Source organism: Nonomuraea endophytica (assembly GCF_014203235.1).
GTDB lineage: Bacteria > Actinomycetota > Actinomycetes > Streptosporangiales > Streptosporangiaceae > Nonomuraea > Nonomuraea endophytica.
This window is the reverse complement of sequence record NZ_JACHIN010000008.1, coordinates 245,944-266,321: the sequence shown is the minus strand read 5'-3', so window position 1 is coordinate 266,321 and position 20,378 is coordinate 245,944. Positions and strand designations below refer to the sequence as shown.

The 20,378-nt window shown below is 70.6% G+C and carries 15 protein-coding genes; 10 read left to right on the top strand and 5 right to left on the bottom strand.

Annotation, left to right across the window (positions count from 1 at the left end; translation table 11 throughout):
- The first annotated feature begins 9 nt into the window (after positions 1–9).
- The 8 genes from HNR40_RS29020 to HNR40_RS28985 all read left to right on the top strand — a co-directional run bounded on the left by HNR40_RS29020 (position 10) and on the right by HNR40_RS28985 (position 12,714).
- A complete protein-coding gene (locus HNR40_RS29020) occupies positions 10–5,223 on the top strand; it encodes a HAMP domain-containing protein (RefSeq protein ID WP_184966821.1) in 5,214 nt (1,737 codons plus the stop codon).
- Positions 5,220–5,846 (top strand): response regulator, encoded by a 627-nt coding sequence (locus HNR40_RS29015; protein ID WP_184966819.1) that lies wholly within the window; start codon positions 5,220–5,222, stop codon positions 5,844–5,846. The genes HNR40_RS29020 and HNR40_RS29015 overlap by 4 nt, the downstream gene beginning before the upstream one ends.
- A 392-nt stretch (positions 5,847–6,238) precedes the next feature.
- The gene (locus HNR40_RS29010; protein WP_184966817.1) at positions 6,239–8,755 is read left to right on the top strand and encodes a DNA translocase FtsK; all 2,517 of its coding nucleotides are present in this window, start codon (positions 6,239–6,241) and stop codon (positions 8,753–8,755) included.
- A 78-nt stretch (positions 8,756–8,833) separates the two neighbouring features.
- On the top strand, positions 8,834–9,604 hold the full coding sequence (locus HNR40_RS29005) for a helix-turn-helix domain-containing protein (RefSeq protein WP_184966815.1): 771 nt from the start codon (positions 8,834–8,836) through the stop codon (positions 9,602–9,604).
- Between the two features lie 36 nt (positions 9,605–9,640).
- A complete protein-coding gene (rimO, locus tag HNR40_RS29000) occupies positions 9,641–11,044 on the top strand; it encodes a 30S ribosomal protein S12 methylthiotransferase RimO (RefSeq protein ID WP_184966813.1) in 1,404 nt (467 codons plus the stop codon).
- Positions 11,041–11,613, top strand: coding sequence for a CDP-diacylglycerol--glycerol-3-phosphate 3-phosphatidyltransferase (gene pgsA / locus HNR40_RS28995; RefSeq protein WP_184966811.1), 573 nt, complete (start codon positions 11,041–11,043; stop codon positions 11,611–11,613). The genes rimO and pgsA overlap by 4 nt, the downstream gene beginning before the upstream one ends.
- On the top strand, positions 11,610–12,101 hold the full coding sequence (locus tag HNR40_RS28990; protein WP_184966809.1) for a CinA family protein: 492 nt from the start codon (positions 11,610–11,612) through the stop codon (positions 12,099–12,101). The genes pgsA and HNR40_RS28990 overlap by 4 nt, the downstream gene beginning before the upstream one ends.
- A 256-nt stretch (positions 12,102–12,357) precedes the next feature.
- The gene (locus tag HNR40_RS28985) at positions 12,358–12,714 is read left to right on the top strand and encodes a helix-turn-helix domain-containing protein (protein WP_184966807.1); all 357 of its coding nucleotides are present in this window, start codon (positions 12,358–12,360) and stop codon (positions 12,712–12,714) included.
- Here the strand turns inward: HNR40_RS28985 and HNR40_RS28980 are convergent.
- Positions 12,711–13,484, bottom strand: coding sequence for a DNA-formamidopyrimidine glycosylase family protein (locus HNR40_RS28980; protein WP_184966805.1), 774 nt, complete (start codon positions 13,482–13,484; stop codon positions 12,711–12,713). The genes HNR40_RS28985 and HNR40_RS28980 overlap by 4 nt on opposite strands.
- The gene (locus HNR40_RS28975) at positions 13,471–14,058 is read right to left on the bottom strand and encodes a TetR/AcrR family transcriptional regulator (protein WP_184966803.1); all 588 of its coding nucleotides are present in this window, start codon (positions 14,056–14,058) and stop codon (positions 13,471–13,473) included. The genes HNR40_RS28980 and HNR40_RS28975 overlap by 14 nt, the downstream gene beginning before the upstream one ends.
- Before the next feature lie 82 nt (positions 14,059–14,140).
- Between HNR40_RS28975 and HNR40_RS28970 the strand changes: the two genes are divergently transcribed.
- The gene (locus tag HNR40_RS28970; protein WP_184966801.1) at positions 14,141–15,349 is read left to right on the top strand and encodes an MFS transporter; all 1,209 of its coding nucleotides are present in this window, start codon (positions 14,141–14,143) and stop codon (positions 15,347–15,349) included.
- Here the strand turns inward: HNR40_RS28970 and HNR40_RS28965 are convergent.
- Positions 15,320–15,769 carry an RrF2 family transcriptional regulator gene (locus HNR40_RS28965; RefSeq protein WP_184966799.1) on the bottom strand — a complete coding sequence of 150 codons (450 nt, stop codon included), beginning with the start codon at positions 15,767–15,769 and terminating at the stop codon, positions 15,320–15,322. The genes HNR40_RS28970 and HNR40_RS28965 overlap by 30 nt on opposite strands.
- 8 nt (positions 15,770–15,777) lie before the next feature.
- The gene (locus HNR40_RS28960) at positions 15,778–17,553 is read right to left on the bottom strand and encodes an endonuclease/exonuclease/phosphatase family protein (protein ID WP_184966797.1); all 1,776 of its coding nucleotides are present in this window, start codon (positions 17,551–17,553) and stop codon (positions 15,778–15,780) included.
- Between the two features lie 89 nt (positions 17,554–17,642).
- Between HNR40_RS28960 and HNR40_RS28955 the strand changes: the two genes are divergently transcribed.
- Positions 17,643–18,821, top strand: a complete 1,179-nt coding sequence (locus tag HNR40_RS28955; protein ID WP_184967343.1) for an ROK family transcriptional regulator — start codon at positions 17,643–17,645, stop codon at positions 18,819–18,821.
- Here HNR40_RS28955 and HNR40_RS28950 read toward each other — a convergent pair.
- Positions 18,811–20,319 carry a glycoside hydrolase family 3 protein gene (locus HNR40_RS28950; protein ID WP_184966795.1) on the bottom strand — a complete coding sequence of 503 codons (1,509 nt, stop codon included), beginning with the start codon at positions 20,317–20,319 and terminating at the stop codon, positions 18,811–18,813. The two genes, HNR40_RS28955 and HNR40_RS28950, sit on opposite strands and share 11 nt — an antisense overlap.
- Between the last annotated feature and the right edge of the window lie 59 nt (positions 20,320–20,378).

Genomic DNA, 20,378 nt, shown 5'->3' with positions numbered 1-20,378 from the left:
AAGGCGGCCATGGTCACATCGCTTGCTCCTGGAGCGCTCCAATCCGCTGACCTGCGCCCGTTACTCGTCGCCCTGCACGGCCTGCGCGACGGAAACTTCCGCAGCAGGCTGCCGGTGCCGGACGACCCGGTCCTGGCGGAGCTCGCGGTCGCCTTCAACCAGGTGGTCGAGCGCAACGAGCACATGTCCAGAGAGCTCAACAGGGTCCGCACCGAGGTCGCCAGGCAGGGCCATCTCGACGAGCGGATCAGCCCCAGCCAGGGCTCGGGCTCCTGGGCGGGCAACGTCACCGCGGTCAACTCGCTCATCGACGCCCTGGTGATCCCGGCGGCCAAGGCCACCCGGGTGCTCAACGCTGTCGCCGACGGCGACCTGTCGCAGCGCGTCGACCTGCAGGAGGACAGCCGGCCGCTGCGCGGCGGGCTGCGCCTGATGGGCAAGGCGGTCAACCGCATGGTCGACCAGCTCGCGCTGTTCTCCGGCGAGGTGACCCGGGTGGCCCGGGAGGTGGGCACCGAGGGCCGCCTGGGCGGCCGGGCCAAGGTGCAGGGCATGCAGGGCAGCTGGCGCGACGTGACCGAGGCGGTCAACGCCATGGCCGGGCGGCTGACCGCGCAGGTGCGCGACATCGCGGTGGTCACCACCGCCGTGGCCAGGGGCGACCTGACCCGGCAGGTGACGGTCGAGGCCACCGGCGAGCTGCTGGAGCTCAAGCTGACCGTGAACACCATGGTCGATCAGCTGTCGGCGTTCGCCGACGAGGTGACCCGGGTGGCCCGGGAGGTGGGCACCGAGGGCCGCCTGGGCGGTCAGGCCCAGGTGCGCGGGATGAGCGGGGTGTGGAAGGACCTCACCGACAACGTCAACTTCATGGCGTCGAACCTGACGACGCAGGTGCGTTCGATCGCGCAGGTGACCACGGCCGTGGCCAACGGCGACCTGTCCAAGAAGATCACCGTGGACGCCCGGGGCGAGATCCTGCAGCTCAAGGACACCATCAACACGATGGTCGATCAGCTGTCGGCCTTCGCCGACGAGGTGACCCGGGTGGCCCGCGAAGTGGGCACGGAGGGCCAGCTCGGCGGCCGGGCCGAGGTGAAGGGCGTCTCGGGCACCTGGAAGGACCTCACCGACAACGTCAACTTCATGGCGTCGAACCTGACCACGCAGGTGCGTTCGATCGCGCAGGTGACGACCGCGGTCGCGCAGGGCGACCTGTCGCGGAAGATCACCGTGGACGCTCGCGGCGAGATCCTGCAGCTCAAGGACACCATCAACACGATGGTCGATCAGCTGTCTGCCTTCGCCAGCGAGGTCACGAGGGTGGCCCGCGAGGTCGGCACGGAGGGCCAGCTGGGCGGCCGGGCCGACGTGCGCGGGGTCTCCGGCACCTGGAAGGACCTCACCGACAACGTCAACTTCATGGCCGACAACCTCACCTCCCAGGTGCGCTCGATCGCCCAGATCACCACGGCGGTGGCCAACGGCGACCTGTCCAAGAAGATCACCGTGGACGCTCGCGGCGAGATCCTGCAGATGAAGGACACCATCAACACGATGGTGGACCAGCTGTCGGCCTTCGCCGACGAGGTCACCCGCGTGGCCCGCGAGGTCGGCACCGAGGGCCAGTTGGGCGGCCGGGCGGTGGTGAAGGGCGTCTCGGGCGTCTGGAAGGACCTGACGGACAACGTCAACTTCATGGCGTCCAACCTGACCACGCAGGTACGCGACATCGCCACCGTGGCCACCGCCGTGGCCCAGGGCGACCTGTCGCGCAAGATCACCGTTGACGTGAAGGGCGAGATCCTCCAGCTCAAGGACACCGTCAACACGATGGTGGACCAGCTGTCGGCATTCGCGGCGGAGGTCACGCGCGTGGCCCGCGAGGTCGGCACCGAGGGCCGCCTGGGCGGTCAGGCGCAGGTCCGCGGCGTCTCGGGCGTGTGGAAGGACCTCACCGACAACGTCAACTTCATGGCCGACAACCTGACCACCCAGGTGCGCTCCATCGCCCAGGTGGCCACCGCCGTCGCCCAGGGCGACCTGTCCAGGAAGATCACCGTCGAGGTGAAGGGCGAGATCCTGGAGCTGACCAACACCATCAACACCATGGTCGACCAGCTCTCCTCCTTCGCCGACGAGGTCACCCGCGTGGCCCGCGAGGTCGGCACCGAGGGCCAGCTCGGCGGCCGGGCGGTGGTGAAGGGCGTCTCCGGCGTCTGGAAAGACCTGACGGACAACGTCAACTTCATGGCCGACAACCTCACCTCCCAGGTGCGCAACATCGCCCAGGTCACCACCGGCATAGCCGAAGGAGACCTGTCCAAGAAGATCACCGTCGATGCCCGGGGCGAGATCCTGCAGCTCAAGGACACCATCAACACGATGGTCGATCAGCTGTCGGCCTTCGCCGACGAGGTGACCCGGGTGGCCCGCGAGGTCGGCACCGAAGGCCGCCTGGGCGGTCAGGCCCAGGTCCGCGGCGTCTCGGGCGTCTGGAAGGACCTGACGGACAACGTCAACTTCATGGCGTCCAACCTCACCTCCCAGGTACGCAGCATCGCCGTCGTCACCACGGCCATCGCCAACGGAGACCTGTCCAAGAAGATCACCGTCGACGCCCGGGGCGAGATCCTGCAGTTGAAGGACACCATCGACACCACCGTCGACCAGCTCTCCGCCTTCGCCGACGAGGTCACCCGGGTGGCCCGCGAGGTCGGCACCGAAGGCAGCCTCGGCGGCCAGGCCCAGGTCCGCGGCGTCTCAGGCGTCTGGAAGGACCTCACCGACAACGTCAACTTCATGGCCTCCAATCTGACTTCCCAGGTGCGCAACATCGCCCAGGTCGCCACCGCCGTCGCCAACGGAGACCTGTCCAAGAAGATCGACGTGGACGCCCGCGGCGAGATCCTGGAGCTCAAGACCACGATCAACACCATGGTCGACACGCTCTCGTCCTTCTCGGCCGAGGTCACCCGGGTCGCCCGCGAGGTCGGCTCGGAAGGCCGCCTCGGCGGCCAGGCCGAGGTCGAAGGCGTCTATGGCACCTGGGAACGCCTCACCAAGAACGTCAACGAGCTCGCCGGCAACCTCACCACCCAGGTGCGCGCGATCGCCGAGGTCGCCAGCGCCGTCGCCCAGGGCGACCTCAGCCGCAGCATCAGCCTCGAAGCCAAGGGCGAGGTCGCCGAGCTCAAGAACAACGTCAACCTCATGGTCGCCAACCTGCGCGAGACCACCCGCGCCAAGGACTGGCTGGAGTCCAACCTCGCCCGCATCGCCGGACTCATGCAGGGCCACCGCGACCTCGTCGAGGTCGCCGACCTCATCCTGCGCGAGCTCACCCCGCTGGTCAGCGCGCAGTTCGGCGCCTTCTACCTCGCCGACCTCGACGCGCGCGACGGCGCGCTCGCCTTCATCGCCGGGTACGGCGCCGCCCACGACCGGGACGTGCTCCCCGACCCCGGCACCGAGGGCCCCGGCCTGATCCGCCAGGCGGCGCTGGAGAACAAGCGCATCCTGCTCGAAGACGTGCCCACCGACTACATCAAGGTCCACACCGGACTCGGCGAGGCCGCGCCCGCCAGCGTCGTCGTGCTGCCGATCCTGTTCGAGGACAAGGTGCTCGGCGTCATCGAACTGGCCTCCTTCAGCCGCTTCAGCGAGGTCCACCTGGCCTTCTTCGACCAGTTCGTGGTCACGATCGGCGTCGCCATCAACACGATCATCGCCAACGCCAGGACCGAGTCGCTGCTGTCGGAGTCGCAGCGGCTGGCCCAGCAGTTGCAGGGCCGTTCCGACGAACTCCAGCGCCAGCAGGCCGAACTGCGCCGCTCCAACGCCGCGCTGGAGGAGAAGGCGCACCTGCTGGCCACCTCCTCGCGCTACAAGTCGGAGTTCCTGGCCAACATGTCGCACGAACTGCGCACACCGCTCAACAGCCTGCTCATCCTGGCCCGGCTGCTGGCCGACAACCCCGAGAACAACCTGTCCGCGCAGGAGGTCGAGTTCGCCTCCACGATCCACAACGCCGGCAGCGACCTGCTCCAGCTCATCAACGACATCCTCGACCTGTCCAAGATCGAGGCCGGCCGGATGGACGTGCGCCCGGAGAACCTGCCGCTCAGCAAGGTCCTCGACTACGTCGACGCCACCTTCCGCCCGCTCACCGTCGACCGGGGTCTCACCTTCGAGATCGAGGTGCACCCCGGCGTACCCAGAGAGATGTTCAACGACGAACGGCGGCTCCAGCAGATCCTGCGCAACCTGCTGTCGAACGCGGTCAAGTTCACCAGCAGCGGCGAGGTACGCCTGGCCGTCTCCAACGTCGGCGCCTTCGCCCCCGAGAGCGACGACGGCCAGACCCGGCCCGGCGACGTGATCGCCTTCGCCGTCTCCGACACTGGCATCGGCATCGCCGCCGACAAGCTGCCCGCCATCTTCGGCGCCTTCCAGCAGGCCGACGGCACCACCAGCCGCAAGTACGGCGGCACCGGCCTCGGCCTGTCCATCAGCAGCGAGATCGCCCGGCTGCTCGGCGGCCAGATCCACGCCATCAGCGAACCCGGGCGCGGCAGCACGTTCACCCTGTTCGTGCCCGCCGTCTGCCCCGCGACCAGCGTCACCGTCGAACCGGACGGCGCCGAGCCCGCCGCGCTGGAGCCCGCACGGCTGCCTGCCGAGCCGCTGCGCAAGGCCGTCGACACCCGTGCCGCCCCGCCCCAGGCCGAATGGCCGGTCGTCGACAGCGGCGACGACCTGTGGCAGTCGGCGGCCCAGCTCAGCGCGCTCGTCGACGGCCCCGTCGGCGCCGCCTTCGCCGGCAAGCGGGTCCTCATCGTCGACGACGACATCCGCAACGTCTACGCCCTCACCCACGTCCTCGGCCGCCTCGGCATGGAGGTCATCTACGCCGAGAACGGCCGCGAGGGCATCGAGGCGCTCGAACGCGAGGAGAAGATCGCCCTGGTGCTCATGGACGTGATGATGCCCGAGATGGATGGCTACGAGACGCTCGGTGTCGTACGGCAGATGCCCCGCTTCACCGACCTGCCGATCATCGCGCTGACGGCCAAGGCGATGCCCGGCGACCGGGAGAAGACCATCGCCTGCGGCGCGTCCGACTACGTCCCCAAGCCCGTCGACCTCGATCACTTGCTGGAGGTGATGCGCGGCTGGCTGGAGGGCGAGCGCGTCGCCGAGGGGGAGGAGAGTGCGGGATGATCCGCCAGGTCAAGATCCTCCTTGTCGACGACAAGGACGAGAGCCTGGTCGCGCTGGAGGCGGTGCTGCGGCCGCTGCAGCAGCAGTTGTTCAAGGCCAGGTCGGGGCAGGAGGCCATGAAGCTCATGCTGCGCCACGACTTCGCCGTGGTGCTGCTGGACGTGCTGATGCCCGGCATGGACGGCTTCGAGACCGCCGCCCACATCAAACGCCTCGACCAGACCCGCGACGTGCCCATCATCTTCCTCACCGGAACCGACACCGGCTCGGGCGCCGCCTTCCGTGGCTATGCCGTCGGGGCCGTGGACTACATCACCAAACCCTTCGACCCATGGGTGCTCCGCAGCAAGGTGGCCGTCTTCATCGACCTGTCCCGCAAGAGCCACATGCTGCGCGAACAGGCGGCCCTGCTGCGCGACCTGCTCCGCAGCGACCCCGACCTGGCCCGCAACGCCCAGGCCCTGACCACGTTCGCCGACCGCCTGACGTCCGTGGAGGACCAGCTGACCGCCCTGACGGCGGCGGTCCCGGACGACGACGGCCTCCGGGACGCGATCAAGGACCTGGCCGACCGGGTCAACGCCATGCAATCCGCCTTCGACACCCTCCACCCCACCCCCTAACCCCCACCCGCTCTTCCCGGTCCGCCCTGCCCCGCCCCCGAAGGTCCACCAGCCCCCTTCGCAACACCCACCCGCCCCACCGGCCCCGGCCCGCCCTCCCCGGCCCCCGCCCGGGTCCTAACCGCCCGTGGCCCCGGTTTCGCGTGCCCTTGCGCTGTCCCTGTGCGCCCCGGCCAGGGAGCAGCCTCCGTGAGACGCCCAACTCGGGTTGCCCACGCGCTATGCGGGTTGGCCCCTCACAAGGCCCTCGCAGGGCGTGGGTGCCCGGAGGCGGGTGGTCCGGGGGGAGGGGGTGTGTGGGGTGGGTGGGGGTGGTGGGGGAAAGGGGATATTTCTGGCGCAACGGCGCGCCTGTGTGCGGGGGCGGGGGTTGGGGACGTACCTTTGGCATCATGGCCACCCGTACGCCGAAAAGCGCACCGAAGGGGCCGGCGAAGCGGTCGAACTCGTCGCGGGCGACCCCTGCCAAGCGGACGTCCTCGTCGGCGGGACGCCCCAAGGCGAGGGGGACGGGCTCGGCCCGCAAGTCGTCCGTGACCCACCAGGACCCCATCAGCTGGATCTTCACGATGATCGGCAAGCTGATCGTCGGGCTGTGGATGTTGCTGGCCAACGGCATCGGGAGTGCCGCCAGGGCGCTCGGGTCCAGTGCTCGTGAGCTTGACCCGGCCCATCGGCGGGACGGTGTCGGGCTGGCGGTGCTGGCGGGGGCGATCGTGCTGGCCGCCATGACGTGGCGTGACGCCAGGGGCGCGGTCTCCGACGTGGTCAACGTTGTGGTGCAGGCGGTGTTCGGGTCGCTGGCCTGGGCGTTGCCGTTGCTGCTCGGGCTGCTGGCCTGGCGGTTCCTGCGGCATCCGGACCAGAACGCCGACACCGGGCGCATGGTGATCGGCTGGAGCGCGCTGCTCGTCGGCGTGCTGGGCGTCATCCATGTCGCGAACGGCGTGCCGTACCCCTCGGGGACCAAGACCGACGGCATGGACAAGGTGTCGGAGGCCGGTGGCATCATCGGGTTCATCGTGTCGGCGCCGCCGCACAGCATTTTGCCGCCGTTCATCACGATCCCGCTGCTGCTGATCCTGTCGGGTTTCGGCGTGCTGGTGATCACGGCCACGCCGGTCCATCGCATTCCGGAACGGCTGGCCGAGCTCAAGCATCTTCTGTTCGAACGGCACGGCCCCGCGCAACCCGGCGACCAGGGCAAGAAGCGGACCAGGGCCAAGAAGCCGGGTGAGCCGGAGGTCGGCGACCTGGTCAAGCCGTATGACACGCCGGTCCTGGCGGAGAAGGACAAGGACAAGCGCGGAGACCATTCGCCGGAGATCGTGCCGGGGCTCACGGACGAGGAGGAGTCGCCGGCCGGTCCTGAGGCCCGCAAGCCGGAGCTGCCGGAGCCGAGCCCGGCTCCGCGCAAGGTGGAGCAGCTGGTCCTGTCGCCGCAGGCCGGGCCGTACCAGCTGCCGGATCTTCAGAGCCTCAAGCCGGGGTCGGCGCCGAAGCCGCAGACCAAGGCGAACACGGTCGTGGTCAACGCGCTGACCAGCGTGCTGGAGCAGTTCACGATCGACGCGCAGGTGATGGGGTTCACGCGCGGTCCGACGGTGACGCGGTACGAGATCGAGCTCGGTCCCGCCGTAAAGGTGGAAAAAGTCACCGCTCTCACCAAAAACATTGCTTATGCCGTTAAATCGGCGGATGTCAGGATCTTGTCGCCGATCCCTGGCAAGTCGGCGATCGGGGTGGAGATCCCCAACGCGGACAAGGATCTTGTCGCCCTCGGCGACGTGCTGCGGGCACAGGTGGCGCAGGCCGACCACCACCCGATGATCGTCGGGCTCGGCAAGGACGTCGAGGGGCGGACGATCGTCGCGAACCTCGCCAAGATGCCGCACCTGCTCATCGCGGGCGCCACCGGCGCCGGTAAGTCCGTCTGCGTGAACGGGCTGATCACGAGCATCCTCATGCGGGCAACCCCGGACGAGGTCCGCATGGTGCTCGTGGACCCCAAGCGGGTGGAGCTCAGCGTCTACGAGGGCATTCCCCACCTGATCACCCCGATCATCACGAACCCGAAGAAGGCCGCGGAGGCCCTCGACTGGGTCGTGGGCGAGATGGACCGCCGCTACGACGACCTGGCGGCCAGCGGTTTCCGGCACGTGGACGAGTTCAACAAGGCCGTGCGGGCTGGCCAGCTCAAGCCGCCGCCGGGCAGCGAGCGCGTCTACCAGCCCTACCCCTACCTGCTGGTGATCGTGGACGAGCTGGCCGACCTGATGATGGTCGCCCCGCGCGACGTCGAGGACTCCATCGTCCGCATCACCCAGCTGGCCCGCGCGGCCGGCATCCACCTGGTCATCGCCACCCAGCGCCCGTCGGTGGACGTCGTGACCGGCCTGATCAAGGCGAACGTGCCCTCCAGGCTCGCCTTCGCCGTCTCCAGCCTCACCGACTCGCGGGTCATCCTCGACCAGCCCGGCGCCGAAAAGCTCGTCGGCCAGGGCGACGCGCTGTTCCTGCCGATGGGCGCGAGCAAGCCGATCCGTATCCAGAACGCGTTCGTCTCCGAAAAGGAGATCGCGGGGATCGTCGCGCACTGCAAGGGGCAGATGCAGGCCGAGTACCGCGACGACGTGGCCGCGGTGACGGTCAAGAAGGAGATCGACGAGGACATCGGCGACGACCTCGACCTGCTGCTGCAGGCGGCCGAGCTGATCGTCACCACGCAGTTCGGCTCGACCTCGATGCTCCAGCGCAAGCTGCGTGTCGGGTTCGCCAAGGCCGGACGTCTCATGGACCTGCTCGAAAGCCGCAACGTGGTCGGCCCGAGCGAGGGTTCCAAGGCCCGCGAGGTCATGGTGAAGCCCGACGAACTCGCGGGTTTGCTGGCCGACCTGCGCGGCGAGTGACCCCAATGCTTCCCCGCCCGGCGATTACTGGTTGAATATGGACCACTACGCAACGTCGGGGGCGGGGAGGCGTTTGCCGTGCAGGAGCAGAGCATTGGGTCCACGCTGGCAGCGGCCAGACGGGCATCTGGGCTGACGGTCGGTCAGCTCAGCGCGACCACGCGCGTGCGCGAGGCGCTGATTTACGCGATAGAACGCGATGACTTCTCCCTGTGCGGGGGCGACTTCTACGCCAGGGGGCACATCAAGGCGATAGCCAGGGCGGTCGGCCTCGATCCCGAGGCCATGGTCCACCTCTATGACGAGCATCACGGCGGCGTGCCGATGCCGGTGCGGGCGGCCACGATCTTCCAGGCCGACCGCCGGGTGAAGCTGCGCGAGCGGCGCGGGCCCAACTGGACGATGGCGCTGGGGGTGGCGCTGGCGATCGTGGTGGTGTTCGGGGTGGTGCGGGTGATGGGCGGCTCGGGGGAGACGCGGGTCGCCGACGTCACGCCGGTCTCGGCCGCGCCCAGCGTGCCGCCCAACACGCCGTTCACCGAGCCGCCGCCCGCGCCGAAGAAGGCGGCGCCGGCCGTACCCGCGATGAAGGATCTTGTCGTGGTGAAGGTGGAGGCGAAGCGCTCGTCGTATCTGAACGTGCGTGACGCGAAGGGGCGCAAGTTGTTCGCCGGGACACTGGCGGCGGGCAAGAGCTCGACATGGCGGGCACCGACTCAGATGAAGCTGCTCTTCGGCGATGCCGGAGCGGTCTTGCTGCAGGTCAACGGCAAGGATCTGGGCCAGCCGGGCGGTCGTGGGGAGACGGTGCGGCGCTCGTTCGGGCCATCTGCGCCCCGGCCACGGTGAAGGTAGTGGCCAACTCCCGATACCGTAGTGTTCACCATGTCAAAGTCCGTATCGCTGATCACCCTGGGCTGCGCGCGCAACGAGGTCGACTCCGAAGAGCTCGCCGCGCGCATTGAGGCTGCCGGTTGGCAGCTCGGTGACGACGACCCCGATGTCGTCGTCGTCAACACGTGCGGCTTCATCGATTCTGCGAAGAAGGACTCGATCGACACGCTGCTGGCCGCCGCCGACTCCGGCGCGAAGGTGGTCGCGGCCGGATGCATGGCCGAGCGCTATGGCAAGGAGCTGGCCGAGGCCCTGCCCGAGGCGAGCGCGGTCATCTCCTTCGACGACTACGCCGAGATCGGCGAGCGCCTCGACGACGTGCTCGACGGCAGGTCGCTGACGCCGCACACGCCGCGCGACCGCCGCACCCTGCTACCCATCTCGCCGGTGGATCGTGCCAGCGCGCCCAAGTCCGCCATCCCAGGTCACGGCGACCTTCCCGAGGGGCTGGCCCCGGCCAGCGGGCCGAGGGTGCTGCGCAGGCGGCTCGACGAGAGCCCGGTCGCCTCGCTGAAGCTGGCCTCGGGCTGTGACCGCCGCTGCTCGTTCTGCGCGATCCCGGCCTTCCGCGGCGCCTACGTCTCGCGCGACCCGCAGGAGCTGCTGGCCGAGGCCGACTGGCTGGCCCATCGCGGCGTACGCGAGCTCGTGCTCGTGAGCGAGAACTCCACCTCCTACGGCAAGGATCTCGGCGACCTGCGGGCGCTGGAGAAGCTGCTGCCCAAGCTGGCCGCGACCGAGGGCATCAAGCGGGTGCGGGCCAGCTACCTGCAGCCCGCCGAGCTGCGCCCCGGCCTGATCGACGTGCTGGCCGGCACCGAGGGCATCGCGCCCTACTTCGACCTGTCCTTCCAGCACGCCAGCGGCCCTGTGCTGCGCCGGATGCGCCGCTTCGGCGACCCCAAGCGCTTCCTGGAGCTCCTGGACGCCGTCCGGGACAAGGCGCCGGAGGCGGGCGTGCGCTCCAACTTCATCGTGGGCTTCCCCGGCGAGACCGAGGAGGAGTTCGGCGAGCTGGTGAGCTTCCTGGAGGCGGCCAGGCTCGACGTGATCGGCGTCTTCGGCTACTCCGACGAGGACGGCACCGAGGCCGCCTCGCTGCCGGGCAAGCTCGCCCAGGACGTCGTCGACGAGCGGGTGCGGATGCTGACCGAGCTGGCCGAGGAGCTGACCGCGCAGCGCGCGGAGGAGCGCATCGGCACTGAGCTCGACGTGCTCATCGAGGAGGACCTCGGCGACGGCGGCTATGAGGGCCGCGCGGCCCACCAGGGTCCCGAGGTGGATGGTTCTGTGACGGTTCAGGGCATCGGCCTGGTGCCGGGCCAGATCGTGCGCGCGGTCGCGGTCGACGCCGAGGGGGTCGACCTGATCGCGCGTATCAAGGCCAGCCCGTGACGAAGGACGAGCACCGGGTGGTCAGCCCGTGGAACATCGCCAACGTCCTCACGGTCTGCCGGATGGTGCTCGTCCCTTTCTTCGTCGTCTGCCTTTTCCTGCCCGGCACGGGCTGGCGGCTGGCCGCGCTCGGGGTGTTCGCGGTGGCCTCGATCACCGACCATCTCGACGGAGAGCTGGCCAGGCGCTACGGCCTGATCACCGACTTCGGCAAGATCGCCGACCCGATCGCCGACAAGGCGCTGACCGGGGCGGCGCTGGTGAGCCTGTCGGTGCTGGGCGAGCTGAGCTGGTGGGTCACGATCGTGATCATCGGCCGTGAGCTCGGCATCACGCTGCTGCGGCTGGTCCTGCTGCGCCACGCGGTCATCCCGGCCAGCTATGGCGGCAAGGTCAAGACGGTGCTGCAGATAGCCGCGATCGTTCTTTACATCCTACCCTGGGGCTCCGACCCGGTGCGCTGGGTGATGATGGGGGCGGCGCTGGTGGTCACTGTAGGCACGGGCGTCGACTACGTGTTCCGGGCGATCCGGCTGCGCGGCGTGGCCAGGCGGGTGCGGGGCGAGTGAGCCGCGCGGCCGAGGCCCTCGATCTCCTGGTACGCCAGTCCGCGACCCTGGCCGTGGCCGAGTCGCTGACCGGCGGGCTGCTGGGTTCGGCGTTCACCGGTGTGCCGGGGGCCTCCAGGGCGTTCCGTGGCGGGGTGATTGCTTACGCCACGGATCTGAAGCACGCGCTGCTGGCCGTACCGGAGGATCTGCTGCGGCGGGAGGGCGCCGTGCACCCCGAGGTGGCTGCGGCGATGGCGCGGGGCGCGGCGGAGCTGTGCGGCGCCACCTACGGCCTGGCCGTGACGGGGGTGGCCGGACCCGACCCGCAGGACGGCAAGCCCGTGGGCACCGTGCACATCGCCGTGAGCGGACCTGGTGACCAGGTTTGGCGGCGAAATCTGGGGCGGGGAGGGTCGAGGCAGGAGATCCGGGTAAGGACGGTGGACGAGGCTGTCGATCTCCTCGCAGGTGTGCTGAAGCGGAGCAATGGGGAACATTCCGGGTGATTACCGTGTTACGTCCCCAGCGAACATGCCAAGCACGGTCTGACGCGGTGTCGGTGGATACGGGTACGGTGGAGCTGTGAGTGAGGTCCGTGAGCCATCAGCAAGCATTGAGCGCCCGGCCGGCGGGCCTGACAAGCCACGTGCGACGCAGCGGCGACGCCCGATGATGACGGCGAGGAGTATGTACGAACCCAAGAAGAAGAGTCCGATCGCGCGAGGCGTGGTGCCGACATCCGCGCCGGGGAGGGAGCGACAGATGATTCTGCTGCGTCAGCTGCTCGGTGACGTGTTGCGGCGGCTGCGGGTGCGGCAGGGTCGCACCCTTCGCGAGGTCTCGACACTCGCGCGTGTCTCGCTCGGATACCTGTCCGAGGTCGAGCGTGGGCAGAAGGAAGCGTCGTCGGAGCTGCTTGCGTCGATCTGCGGTGCCTTGGGTGTGCCGTTGTCGCAGGTGCTGCGTGAGGTGTCCGACCAGTTCGCGCTGGCCGAACTCCAGGCTGCTCCCGTTCTCGCCGACGCGCCCGAGCACGAGCGTCTGCCCCTTTCCGAGTCGGTCCCCGGTTCGATCTCCGATTCGGTCTTCCCCGAGGTGAAGGACATGGTGGCCGCCTAGCGCGGCTGGCAGTTCCCGCACCACAGGATCAGGCGTTCCTGTGGCTGTGCCCCCATCTCCCCGCGGCTGATGCGGGTGCCGCATCGGCGACAGGGCCGCCCGGCCCTGCCGTAGACCCACGTCTGGTTGCCCGGACGGCGGTCACCTGTGGTCACCGTGCCCGCGTGCACTTTGTTGGCGTCCAGCAAGCGCTGCGCCAGCGAGACCAGGCTGTCCAGATTCTCGATCTCGCCGACCCTTCGCCACGGCCACACGCCGCGCAGGAAGAGTGTCTCGGCCCGGTAGATCGTCCCGATACCCGCGAGATTGCGCTGATCCAGCAGCGCCTCTCCGATGCTTCTCTTCGGTCGCGCGCGCAGCCGGCTGACCGCCTCCGCCGCGTCCCATCCCTCTCCGAGCAGGTCCGGGCCCAGGTGCCCGATGATCTGGCGCTCGTCCTTGACCAGGTCCACCATGCCGAGTTTGAGGCCCACGGCTTGGGTTTCCTCGGTGGCCAGCACGAGGCGTACCTGGTCGCCGGGTGGCAGGCGGCGGCCCGGTTCCATGATCCGCCAGCTTCCGTCCATGCGCAGGTGCGTGTGCACGGTCAGGCCGCCTTCGACCCTGGTGAGCAGGTGCTTGCCGTACGAGGCCGTGGTGATGACCGTGCGGCCGGACAGGTCGGCGGTGGCGTGGCGCGGCACGCGGAAGTCCGTGCGCGTCAGCACGCGGCCGTCGAGCGCCTCGCGCAGCCGGGCGGCGGTGCGGTAGACGGCGTCACCCTCGGGCATGTTCGGCCACCCACGCGTCCAGCATCGTGGTGAGCTGGTCGAGCGCGCCCTCCACGCGCTCGCGCTCGCCGGTGGTCAGGTAGTCGAGCTGCAGGCCGGTGTAGGCGGAGTTGACCAGCGTGGAGATGCGCCGCGCGTCCTTCTCCGGCACGCCCCGCTCGCGCAGCAGCCCGGCGACGAAGGCGGAGCGGTCCGAGAGCAGCTCCGGCACGTGGCCGACCAGTCGCCCACCTGCGACCAGGCCCTCGATCTCGTGGATGAGGCGGGCGACGGGCAGGTTCTCCTCGCGCAGCTGCCAGTCCCAGGTGCGGCGGACGATCGTGCCGACGCTGTCGCCGCCCTCCCATCCCGGCAGGGAGCGCAGCCAGGCGCGGTGACGCTCGTCGAGGCGGCGCATGGTGGCCGACAGAAGCTCCTCCTTGTCGGAGAAGTGATGGGTCAGCACCCGTGTGGACTTGCCCAGGTGCTCGGCCAGCGGCCGCATGGACAGCGTGGACAGGCCGTGTTCGGCGAGGTAGTCGACGATCTGGTCGAGCAGCTCGGACCGGCGCTGCGGGTCGGGCGTCCTGGCCATCCGGATTTCCCTTTGACGCGGGTGGGGTGACACTCGTTACCTTATATGGGTAACGAGTGTTACCTTTATCGAGGGGAGAGTCATGCCCGCGTGGTTGTTCGCGCTGATGTTCACCACGTTCGCCTTCGCCACCGACGACTACGTCATCGCCGGTGTGCTGTCGGCCATCGCCGCCGACCTCGGGGTCAGCGAAGCGGCGGCAGGACAGTTGGTGACCGTGTTCTCGCTGGCCTTCGCGCTCGGGGCGCCGGTGGCCTCGGTGGTGACCGCGCGCTGGTCGCGCAGAGGGCTGGTCACCTGGGCGCTGCTGGTGTTCGTGGCCGCCAACTGGGCCGCCGCCTTCACCGAGTCGTACCCGCTGCTCATGGGCCTGCGGGTGCTGGCCGCGCTGGCCGCCGCCGCGGTGGTGCCCGCCGCCTACGCCATCGCCACCGCGCTCGCGCCCGAGGGACGCCGCGGGCGCTACCTGGCCCTGGTGATGGGCGGGCTGACCGGCTCGCTCGCGCTGGGCGTGCCGATCGGGACCTGGGTCGGCGGCGCCTTCGGCTGGCAGGCCACGTTCGGGCTCGGCGGCGCGCTGGGCGTGGTCGCGCTGGTGGCCGTGCGCTGGACGCTGCCCGAGCTGCCGCCGGTGGCCGCGACGCCGATCGCCGAACGGCTGCGCCCGCTGGCCAGGCGGCCCGTGCTGCTCGGGCTCCTCGGCATCGTCGCGATCGTGATGGGCAGCATGATGGTGCTCACCTACCTGGCCCCCTACCTGCGCGACCTCGCCGGGGTGTCGGCGGCGGAGCTGGGCTGGATCTTCGTACTGGCCGGGGTGGCCGGGCTCGCCGGCGGGCAGCTCGGCGGGCGCGCGGCCGACACCTGGGGCGCCGACCGGGCCCTGCTCGTGGGTGTCGGCGGCTTCACCGCCGTGATGGCCGCCTTCACCGCGTGCTGGTTCGTCCGGCCGGTGCCGCTGCTCGCCCTGCTGCCGCTGCTGGCGGTGTGGGCGGGCGTCTCCTGGTGGATCCCGCCGCCGGCCCAGACGCGGCTGCTGGCTCTCGCGGGTACGGCCGGCCCGCAGGCGCTCGCGCTCAACAGCAGTGCGGTCTACGTGGGCGTGTCCGGCGGCGGCGCGCTCGGCGGCCTGCTCCTGGAGGCGTGGGGCAGCGCCGTGCTCCCGGCCGCCGCGGCGATCGTCGAGCTGGCCGCGCTGCTGCTGCTCTGGGCGGCAGCCCGCGGCGCGACCCGGAACTACGGCAGCGACCCGGTCGCGGGGTCAGTCCCAGGCGGCGGGGTCGGCGGCTAGCTGGCGGACCCGCTCGGGCAGGGCGCCGGTGGCCACCTGGTCGAGCGTCACCTCTTCGAGGATGGCGCGTTCGGTGGCCCGCAGCGCGATCCAGACGGCCTGCAGCGACTCGGCGGGCCCCCGGTAGCCGACGTGCTCGGGGCGCTCGCCGCGCACGTTGGCGAGGGGGCCGTCGACGGCCCTGATGACGTCGGCGAGGCTGATCTCGCCGGCCGGACGGGCCAGGACGTAGCCGCCCTCCGGGCCGCGCTGGCCGCGCACCAGCCCGGCGCGGCGCATCTGGAGCAGGATGTTCTCCAGGTACTTGGGCGGCATGTCCTGCTCCTTGGCGAGCTCGCCCACGGTGGTGGGGCCGGCTCCGGCCGCGGCGAGTTCGGCGGCGGCACGGAGGGCGTAGTCGACACGAGCGGAAAGGCGCATGTTGTCGATTATCCCTGGTGGTCAACACTGGTTATGCGCAGGACCACCAAAACGGGCAGGTGGTCGGAGTGCCGCAGGGGCGGCGCCTCCGCCGACGTGACCGTGAGACCGTCGCTGACGAGCACGTGGTCGATGCGTTCTTTCGGCGCGTCGGCCGGTGAGGTGGGCGGGTCGCCGAGCGCGACAAGGGGGTCGGTCAGGCCCGCCGACTCCAGCACGCGCATGCCGGGGTCGCCGCGCCGGAGGTTGAGGTCTCCGGCCAGCACCACGGGCCGCCCGCCCGCGCGCAGATCGCGCACGATCGCCGCCACCTCGGGCGCCTGGCCCTCCGGGGCCTGCAGGTGGGTGTTGACGACGCCCACCTCCTTGCCGCCCACCTCGACGGTGAACGTCTGGGCCTGGGCGCCGGTGGGGTAGTCGTGCCGGCCCAGCTTGTGCGAGGTCAGCGCCTTGACGGGCAGGTTGGTCAGGAGGGCGTCGCCCCACAGCTCGTCGGCGGCGGGGGCGAAGTGGTAGTTCATGCCGAGGCCGCGGGCGATGCGGGCCAGGCCGTCGTGGCCGCCGTTGAGCAGCCAGCCGCGATCCACCTCGCTGAGCAGGACGACGTCGGGCTTCTGCGCGGCGGCCCAGGCGGCGATCCGGTCGAGCGAGAGGCGGCCGTCGAGGCCGAAGCCCATGCGGATGTTGTAGGCGATGAGCTTGAGCGTGTCACCCTGCTTCCCCTGGACGGCCGGCGCCGGCTGATAGGCCGTCGCACCGGCCAGCAACGCCACCACGACCGCGGCGACGCTCAGCGGCCAGACGCGGCCGAGGGCGTAGGCCGGCGGCCGATGCCGGAAATATGCCGACAGCGACACGCCGACGATCAGCAGGCCCGCCACAACGGGCACGACCTGGTTGGGGAAGCCCAGATTCATGTCATAGGCGGCGTAGTAGGCGAACAACCCCAGGAAGAACACCAGCCCGCCGCTCAGCACCGCCGCGCCCGGCCGCCTGGCCGGACCGCCGGGCACCGCCATCAGCACCGCGGCCCCCACCACCACGGCCCACGGCTGCAGGAACACCGTGCCCGCCACGCACAACACGCCGAAGCCGATCGCGCTCCAGGACGAGCGCGGCGGCCGGGTGGCCAGGTAGGGGGAGAGGACCAGCGCCAGCACCACCGGCAGCACCCACAGCCAGCCGCCGCCCGGACCAGAGTCGGTACGCTGCGCGGTGGCCGACATGCCGGCGACCAGCATCACCGGGCCCGCCAGGAACCACACCGACCACGGGGCCGGATCGGCGTCCGGCGGGTGGAAGCTCCAGGTCAGGGCGAGGAACGCGGCGCACACCGTGGCGGTGGCCAGCCAGGCGACCGGGCCGTCACGCCAGACCAGGTCCATGCCGTCCAGCAGGAAGTGGACGGTGAACGACAGGGCCAGGCCGCCCATGATCCCGGGTGCGGCCCAGGGTCTGGGCATGGTGCGGGCGCTGCCGTACAGGAAGACGAGGCCGGCGCTGACGCCCGCCGAGGCGACGTAGAGCTGCGAGATCTCGGCCTGGAGCAGCAGGCGGGCCAGCACCAGCGCGGCCGCGCCACCCACGAGAGCCCACCTCGGCCTGACCAGAGCGGCGAGGAAGGGCAGAATGAACCATACGGCGGCGTAGAGTCCCATCAGCTCGGGTGGTGTCTCGCCCGCGCGGCCGAACAGCGTGATCAACGAGGGCAGAAAGACACGCAGCACATCGAAGAGCAAAGTGACGCCCAGCCCGAGCAGGAGCGGGCCGCGGGGGATGGTCATGAGGCATCCTCGTGTTCGCCTGCGATGATTCGCAAGAGCTGGAGCGCTAAACTTCCAACAACCTTGACTGAATGACGGTGGGATACAGCGTGGAGCGACGTCCTGGTGTGCCCAGGTTGCTGAGAGAGATCAACGACCGGGCCGCGCTCGACCTGTTGCTGGCCACCGGCCCCATGACGCGGGGCCAGATCGGCGATCTGACGGGGCTGTCCAAGGTGACGGCGTCGCAGACGCTCTCCAGACTGGAGGAGCGGGGGCTGGTCGAGGTCGTCGGCACGCAGGGCGGCGGGCGCGGGCCCAATGCCGCCCTTTACTCGGTGGTGTCCTCAAGCGCGTTCGTGGCGGGGCTGGAGGTCGGGCCGGAGCTCATCTCCACCGTGATCGCCGACATCCACGGCCGCACGATCGCTGAGGTCAGCGTCGACCCCAACGGCCACGACGACCCCGTGCCCGTCGTGCACGGCGCGATCGTCAAGGCCTGCCGCAGCGCGAAGGTCAGCCTGGCCAAGCTGCGCGGCGTCGTGATCGGCACGCCGGGCGTGGTCGACCCGCGCAGCGGCGACGTGCGCTTCTCCTTCGACCTGCCCGGCTGGCACGAAGGCATCCACGAGGCGCTGGCCGGCGACCTCAAGCGCGAGGTCACGATCGAGAACGACGTCAACCTCGCCGCCATCGCCGAGCGTTCCGACGGCGCGGCGCAGGGCATCGACGACTTCGTGCTGCTGTGGGCCAGCCGCGGCCTGGGCCTCGCGGTCATGCTCGGCGGCAAGCTCCACCGCGGCCGCTCCGGCAGCGCGGGCGAGATCGGCTACCTCGCCGTGCCCGGCGTGCCGCTGCCCCAGGACATCCACGCCGTGCCCGGTCGCCTGCCCACGCTCGCGGGCGGCCTGCAGTCACTCGTCAGCGCCGAAGTGGTCGCCGAGCTCGCCAAGGGGTACGGCTTCGCCGCCGCCTCGGCCGGCGAGGCGGTCCGGGTGGCCGTGGCGGCGGGGGAGCGGGGCGACCCGCTGCTCGACGAGCTGGCCCACCGGCTGGCCCTCGGCGTGGCGGCCGTGTGCGTGATCCTCGACCCCGGCCTGGTGGTGCTGGCCGGCGAGGTGGGCCACGCGGGCGGCGCGGCCCTGACCACGCGGGTGGAGGAGGCGGTGGCGCGGATCTGCCCCGTCCGGCCGCAGGTGGTCACCAGCACGATGGAGCAGAACCCGGTGTTGCGCGGCGCGGTGCTGGCCGCCCTCGACCAGGCCAGGGAAGAACTGCTCAGCTCCTGAGCAGGTTCGCCAGGGCCTCGGCGGCGATCTCGCCGCACAGCGTGGTGGCGCTGAACGTCGCCACGTGCACCGCGCCGGGCACCTGCTCGCCCGGCACGCCGAGCTCGGCCACGACCGCGTCGGGAACGCGGGCCAGGATCCGATCGACCGTGCCCGTCAGGTGAGCGTGCCGGTAGGCGGTCCTGAGGACGATCACCAGGGGCCGTCCGGCGCCCGCTCGCACCGCCTCGTCCAGGTCGCGGGTGTCCGGGGCGCTCAGCCGTACCACGGTGGTGCCGGGGAGCAGGCGGGACAGCGGGAGGCCCAGGCCCCAGGGGGTGACCGGGTCGACGGCGAGGTTGGTGGGGGCGTCCAGCTCGATCACGTGCGGCGGGCCCGATCCGGCGGGCGGACGGCGGACGCTCACGCGCAGCGCGCGCCGCGCGGCGGCCTCAGCGCCGTCGTCGCCGGGCAGCCGGGGGAACGGGTCGCGGTGGCGGGCGGCCCACGAGGAGACGGCCCGGACCCGGGCGGCGGCCTCGGCCAGGCGCTCCTCGGGCAGGGTGCCGTCGTTGACGGCGGCCATGATGCTGTTGCGCAGCAGCCCGACCACGCCGGGCGTGGCGTTCTCGCCGCCCACGCAGAGCGCGTCGGCCCCGGCGGCCAGCGCCCGTACGGCGGTGCCCCCGAGCCCGTAGGCGGCCGAGACGGCGGGCATCTCGATCCCGTCGGTGACGATCAGGCCCTCGAAGCCCAGTTCCTCGCGCAGCAGCCGCATCATGATGGGCGCGCTGACCGTGGCGGGTGCGCCGGCGTCGTACGCGGGCACCAGCAGGTGGCCGGTCATGATCGCCTTGACGCCCGCGGCGATGACGGCGCGGTAGGGGACCAGGGCGGTGACGGAGAGTTCCTCGGCGGACAGCTCGACGGTGGGCAGCGCGTCGTGGGAGTCCACGGCGGTGGCGCCGTGGCCGGGGAAGTGCTTGGCGCACCCGGCGACGCCCGCCGCCTGCAGGCCGGTGACCCAGGACGCGGCGTGCCGGGCGACGAGCTCGGGGTCGGCGCCGAACGCGCGGGTGCCGACCACGGGGTTGTCCAGGCCGGAGTCGATGTCCACGACGGGCGCGTAGTTGAGGTTCACGCCCGCGCGCGCGAGGTCGCGTCCGATGCCCTGGGCGACGCTCCGGGTCAGCACGAGGTCGTCGGCCGCGCCGAGCGCCAGGTTGCCGGGCCGCGAGCTGCCGGTGAAGGCCTCCAGGCGGGTGACGTCGCCGCCTTCCTCGTCGAGCGCGAGGATCACGTCCGGATTCTCCGCCCGGATTGCGGCCGTAAGTGCCTCTATCTGCCCTTTTTCCACCAAATTTCGCGAATAGAGGGCGATGCCGCCTAAACCGGCCGCAAGGCGTTTGCGGACCCAATCGGGCAGAGTCGTGCCCTTGAATCCGGGTTGCAGCACGGCATCGGCAAGCCCGGCCAGCTCGGAACTCTCGGCGTTCCGCGAGGTCACCCATGACGTCATGCCAAGTCCTTGTCTGTGGTCATCACCTGTGTATAGCATCAAACTCGGCTAATAAATAG